The 5,161-nt window shown below is 47.3% G+C and carries 2 tRNA genes and 2 rRNA genes; all 4 read right to left on the bottom strand.

What is annotated here, in order from left to right:
• Positions 1–12: 12 nt before the first annotated feature.
• The 4 genes from DB891_RS17165 to DB891_RS17150 all read right to left on the bottom strand — a co-directional run bounded on the left by DB891_RS17165 (position 13) and on the right by DB891_RS17150 (position 4,973).
• Positions 13–2,900: ribosomal RNA gene (locus tag DB891_RS17165) — 23S ribosomal RNA — on the bottom strand.
• Between the two features lie 195 nt (positions 2,901–3,095).
• Positions 3,096–3,169 (bottom strand) — tRNA-Ala (locus DB891_RS17160).
• A gap of 87 nt (positions 3,170–3,256) precedes the next feature.
• Positions 3,257–3,330 (bottom strand) — tRNA-Ile (locus DB891_RS17155).
• A 129-nt stretch (positions 3,331–3,459) separates the two neighbouring features.
• A 16S ribosomal RNA gene (locus DB891_RS17150) occupies positions 3,460–4,973 on the bottom strand.
• Together the 16S and 23S rRNA genes with 2 tRNA genes alongside form the textbook arrangement of a ribosomal RNA operon.
• Between the last annotated feature and the right edge of the window lie 188 nt (positions 4,974–5,161).

Raw genomic sequence — 5,161 nt, 5'->3', positions numbered from 1 at the left:
GGAGGAAAAGGTGTACATAAGCTTACGGGTTATTAGTACTACTCGACTATGACATTACTGCCTTTACATCTATAGCCTATCAACGTGGTCATCTCCCACGACCCTTAAAAGAAATCTCATCTTGTGGTGGGTTTCGCGCTTATATGCTTTCAGCGCTTATCCCTTCCAAACGTAGCTACTCTGCGGTGCCCCTGGCGGGACAACAGATACACTAGAGGTTTGTCCAATTCGGTCCTCTCGTACTAGAATCAGATCCACTCAAATTTCTTGCGCCCACAGTAGATAGAGACCGAACTGTCTCACGACGTTCTGAACCCAGCTCGCGTGCCACTTTAATGGGCGAACAGCCCAACCCTTGGGACCTTCTCCAGCCCCAGGATGTGACGAGCCGACATCGAGGTGCCAAACCCCCCCGTCGATATGAGCTCTTGGGGGAGATCAGCCTGTTATCCCCGGCGTACCTTTTATCCTTTGAGCGATGGCCCTTCCATGCGGAACCACCGGATCACTATGCTCTACTTTCGTACCTGATCGACCTGTATGTCTCTCAGTCAAGCTCCCTTATGCCATTGCACTCTACGCACGGTTACCAAGCGTACTGAGGGAACCTTTAGAAGCCTCCGTTACTCTTTTGGAGGCGACCACCCCAGTCAAACTACCCACCAAGCAATGTCCCCCGCAAAACGGGGTTAGGCCTCAGATAAACAAAGGGTTGTATTTCAACAATGACTCCACAACGCCTAGCGACGCCACTTCACAGTCTCCAACCTATCCTACACATCATTTATCCAAGGTCAATACTAAGCTATAGTAAAGGTGCACAGGGTCTTTTCGTCCCACTGCGGGTAAACGGCATCTTCACCGTTACTACAATTTCACCGAGCTCATGGCTGAGACAGTGTCCAGATCGTTACACCATTCGTGCAGGTCGGAACTTACCCGACAAGGAATTTCGCTACCTTAGGACCGTTATAGTTACGGCCGCCGTTTACTGGGGCTTCAATTCAATGCTTCTCCGAAGATAACATCTCCTCTTAACCTTCCAGCACCGGGCAGGTGTCAGGCCCTATACTTCATCTTACGATTTTGCAGAGCCCTGTGTTTTTGATAAACAGTCGCCTGGACCTCTTCACTGCGGCCTCTGATTGCTCAGAGGCGACCCTTCTCCCGAAGTTACGGGTCTATTTTGCCTAATTCCTTAGCCATGAATCTCTCGAGCACCTTAGGATTCTCTCCTCGACTACCTGTGTCGGTTTGCGGTACGGGTACTTATTACCTGAAGTTTAGAGGTTTTTCTTGGAAGCCCTTAGGCGCACTATCTCTTCAACCGAAGTCTCCGAGTACTATCGTATTTCCCCAAGCCGCGTGGATTTGCCTGCGCAGCTTATAGGTAGGTACTTCAACGAACTATTCCGTCAGTTCGCGGCGCTTTCATCACTCCGTCACCCCATCACAGTAATAACTAGTACGGGAATATTAACCCGTTGTCCATCGACTGTCCCTTTCGGGTTCGCCTTAGGTCCCGACTAACCCACAGCTGATTAGCATAGCTGTGGAAACCTTAGTCTTTCGGTGTGCGGGTTTCTCGCCCGCATTATCGTTACTTATGCCTACATTTTCTTTTCTATCCGGTCCAGCAAGCCTTACGACTCACCTTCTACCCTGATAGAATGCTCCCCTACCACTCCATAATTTAATATGAAATCCATAGCTTCGGTAATATGTTTATGCCCGATTATTATCCATGCTCGTCCGCTCGACTAGTGAGCTGTTACGCACTCTTTAAATGAATGGCTGCTTCCAAGCCAACATCCTAGCTGTCTGGGCAGACAAACCTCGTTCTTTCAACTTAACATATATTTGGGGACCTTAGCTGATGGTCTGGGTTCTTTCCCTCTCGGACTTGGACCTTAGCACCCAAGCCCTCACTGCACGGAAACATTATATAGCATTCGGAGTTTGTCAGGAATTGGTAGGCGGTGAAGCCCCCGCATCCAATCAGTAGCTCTACCTCTATATAACTTTACGCCGTGCGCTGCACCTAAATGCATTTCGGGGAGTACGAGCTATTTCCGAGTTTGATTGGCCTTTCACCCCTACCCACAGGTCATCCGAAGACTTTTCAACGTCAACCGGTTCGGACCTCCACACTGTGTTACCAGCGCTTCATCCTGCCCATGGGTAGATCACACGGTTTCGCGTCTAACACTACTGACTAAAGCGCCCTATTCAGACTCGCTTTCGCTACGGATCCGTGGCTTAACCACTTATCCTTGCCAGCAACGTTAACTCGTAGGCTCATTATGCAAAAGGCACGCCGTCACCCCACGAAAGGGCTCCGACCGCTTGTAAGCGTATGGTTTCAGGATCTATTTCACTCCGTTATTCACGGTTCTTTTCACCTTTCCCTCACGGTACTGGTTCACTATCGGTCTCTCAGGAGTATTTAGCCTTAGCGGATGGTCCCGCCAAATTCAGACAGGATTTCTCGTGTCCCGCCCTACTCAGGATACCACTATCTATTACATTCATTACTTATACAGGGCTATCACCTTCTCTGGCTCTACTTTCCAGTAGATTCTAATTCTTTATGCATAAAATGTCGTGGTCCTACAACCCCAACATTGCCGTAACAACATTGGTTTGGGCTAATCCGCGTTCGCTCGCCACTACTTACGGAATCACTTTTGTTTTCTTCTCCTCCGCCTACTTAGATGTTTCAGTTCAGCGGGTTTGCCCACCTATCGGTGTAATAGTTCTTCAAACTATTGGGTTGCCCCATTCAGGTATCTACGGATCAATCGGTGTGTGCCCGTCCCCGTAGCTTTTCGCAGCTTATCACGCCTTTCATCGCCTCTGAGAGCCAAGGCATCCCCCATACGCCCTTATTTTGCTTATTGTACCAATCGTAAAATCAATTACGACCGTTTTGTTTCGTTTTACTAAATAAATAGTAAAACTGCTTTCTACTTTTTATTATTTCTTATCTCAATATGTCAATGAACTTCTTCTTTTAGACTTTTAGATGATAGACCATTAGATAATAGACTTACGTCTCTAATCTCTTTATCTATTATCTTCTTGTCTTAAGATAGTGGAGAATAACGGAGTCGAACCGTTGACCTCCTGCGTGCAAGGCAGGCGCTCTAGCCAGCTGAGCTAATCCCCCATTTCTAAATTTAGAATGTTGAATTTTGAATTAATGTGTAATTCTTACTCATACTTCTAAAATTTCCTTTTTTTAAGTCTAAAATAGTTGTCTCGGACAGACTCGAACTGTCGACCCCTACATTATCAGTGTAGTACTCTAACCAGCTGAGCTACGAGACACTCTTTATTCTTAAATTGTATTATTTGAACTAACAGCAAGAGTAATATAATTTTTAGAAATGTTTCCATTATTCCTTTTCGTCTTCTTTCTTGAAAGTGTTGTTTACACAACTAACATTCAAGCTCTAGAAAGGAGGTGTTCCAGCCGCACCTTCCGGTACGGCTACCTTGTTACGACTTAGCCCTAGTTACCAGTTTTACCCTAGGCAGCTCCTTGCGGTCACCGACTTCAGGCACCCCCAGCTTCCATGGCTTGACGGGCGGTGTGTACAAGGCCCGGGAACGTATTCACCGGATCATGGCTGATATCCGATTACTAGCGATTCCAGCTTCACGGAGTCGAGTTGCAGACTCCGATCCGAACTGTGACCGGTTTTGTAGATTCGCTCCTGGTCACCCAGTGGCTGCTCTCTGTACCGGCCATTGTAGCACGTGTGTAGCCCAAGGCGTAAGGGCCGTGATGATTTGACGTCATCCCCACCTTCCTCACAGTTTGCACTGGCAGTCTCGTTAGAGTTCCCGACATGACTCGCTGGCAACTAACAACAGGGGTTGCGCTCGTTATAGGACTTAACCTGACACCTCACGGCACGAGCTGACGACAACCATGCAGCACCTTGTAAATTGTCTTGCGAAAAGTCTGTTTCCAAACCGGTCAATCTACATTTAAGCCTTGGTAAGGTTCCTCGCGTATCATCGAATTAAACCACATGCTCCACCGCTTGTGCGGGCCCCCGTCAATTCCTTTGAGTTTCATTCTTGCGAACGTACTCCCCAGGTGGGATACTTATCACTTTCGCTTAGCCACTGAGATCGCTCCCAACAGCTAGTATCCATCGTTTACGGCGTGGACTACCAGGGTATCTAATCCTGTTCGCTACCCACGCTTTCGTCCATCAGCGTCAATCAATTAGTAGTAACCTGCCTTCGCAATTGGTATTCCATGTAATCTCTAAGCATTTCACCGCTACACTACATATTCTAGTTACTTCCTAATAATTCAAGTCTAGCAGTATCAATGGCCGTTCCACCGTTGAGCGATGGGCTTTCACCACTGACTTACTAAACCGCCTACGGACCCTTTAAACCCAATGATTCCGGATAACGCTTGGATCCTCCGTATTACCGCGGCTGCTGGCACGGAGTTAGCCGATCCTTATTCTCACAGTACCGTCAAGACTCTACACGTAGAGTTGTTTCTTCCTGTGCAAAAGCAGTTTACAATCCATAGGACCGTCATCCTGCACGCGGCATGGCTGGATCAGGCTTGCGCCCATTGTCCAATATTCCTCACTGCTGCCTCCCGTAGGAGTCTGGTCCGTGTCTCAGTACCAGTGTGGGGGATCTCCCTCTCAGGACCCCTACCCATCGTAGCCTTGGTAAGCCGTTACCTTACCAACAAGCTAATGGGACGCATGCTCATCTTTCACCGTTGTGACTTTAATAATATCTCGATGCCGAGTCATTATACTATGAGGTATTAATCCAAATTTCTCTGGGCTATCCCTCTGTGAAAGGTAGATTGCATACGCGTTACGCACCCGTGCGCCGGTCTCTAGTTCCGAAGAACTATACCCCTCGACTTGCATGTGTTAAGCCTGCCGCTAGCGTTCATCCTGAGCCAGGATCAAACTCTTCATCGTATATTATGCGAAACATATAAATATGTCTCTGTTTTTATTTGACTGAAGGTCTAGTGGTTTTTTCAAATCTTCCGATTCTATTACTCTTATTCTTTTGTTTTAAGATCTCTCTTAAAACGGCTGTCAATTCAATATGTCTAGGAACGTGTCTTCTTGTTTTTTCGTCTCGTTTAACTCACATTGTGTGT

The organism is Flavobacterium laiguense (genome assembly GCF_003097655.1).
In the GTDB taxonomy this organism is placed as follows: domain Bacteria; phylum Bacteroidota; class Bacteroidia; order Flavobacteriales; family Flavobacteriaceae; genus Flavobacterium; species Flavobacterium laiguense.
Note: the sequence above shows the minus strand (reverse complement) of the source record. Positions and strands in the feature narration are given on the sequence as shown.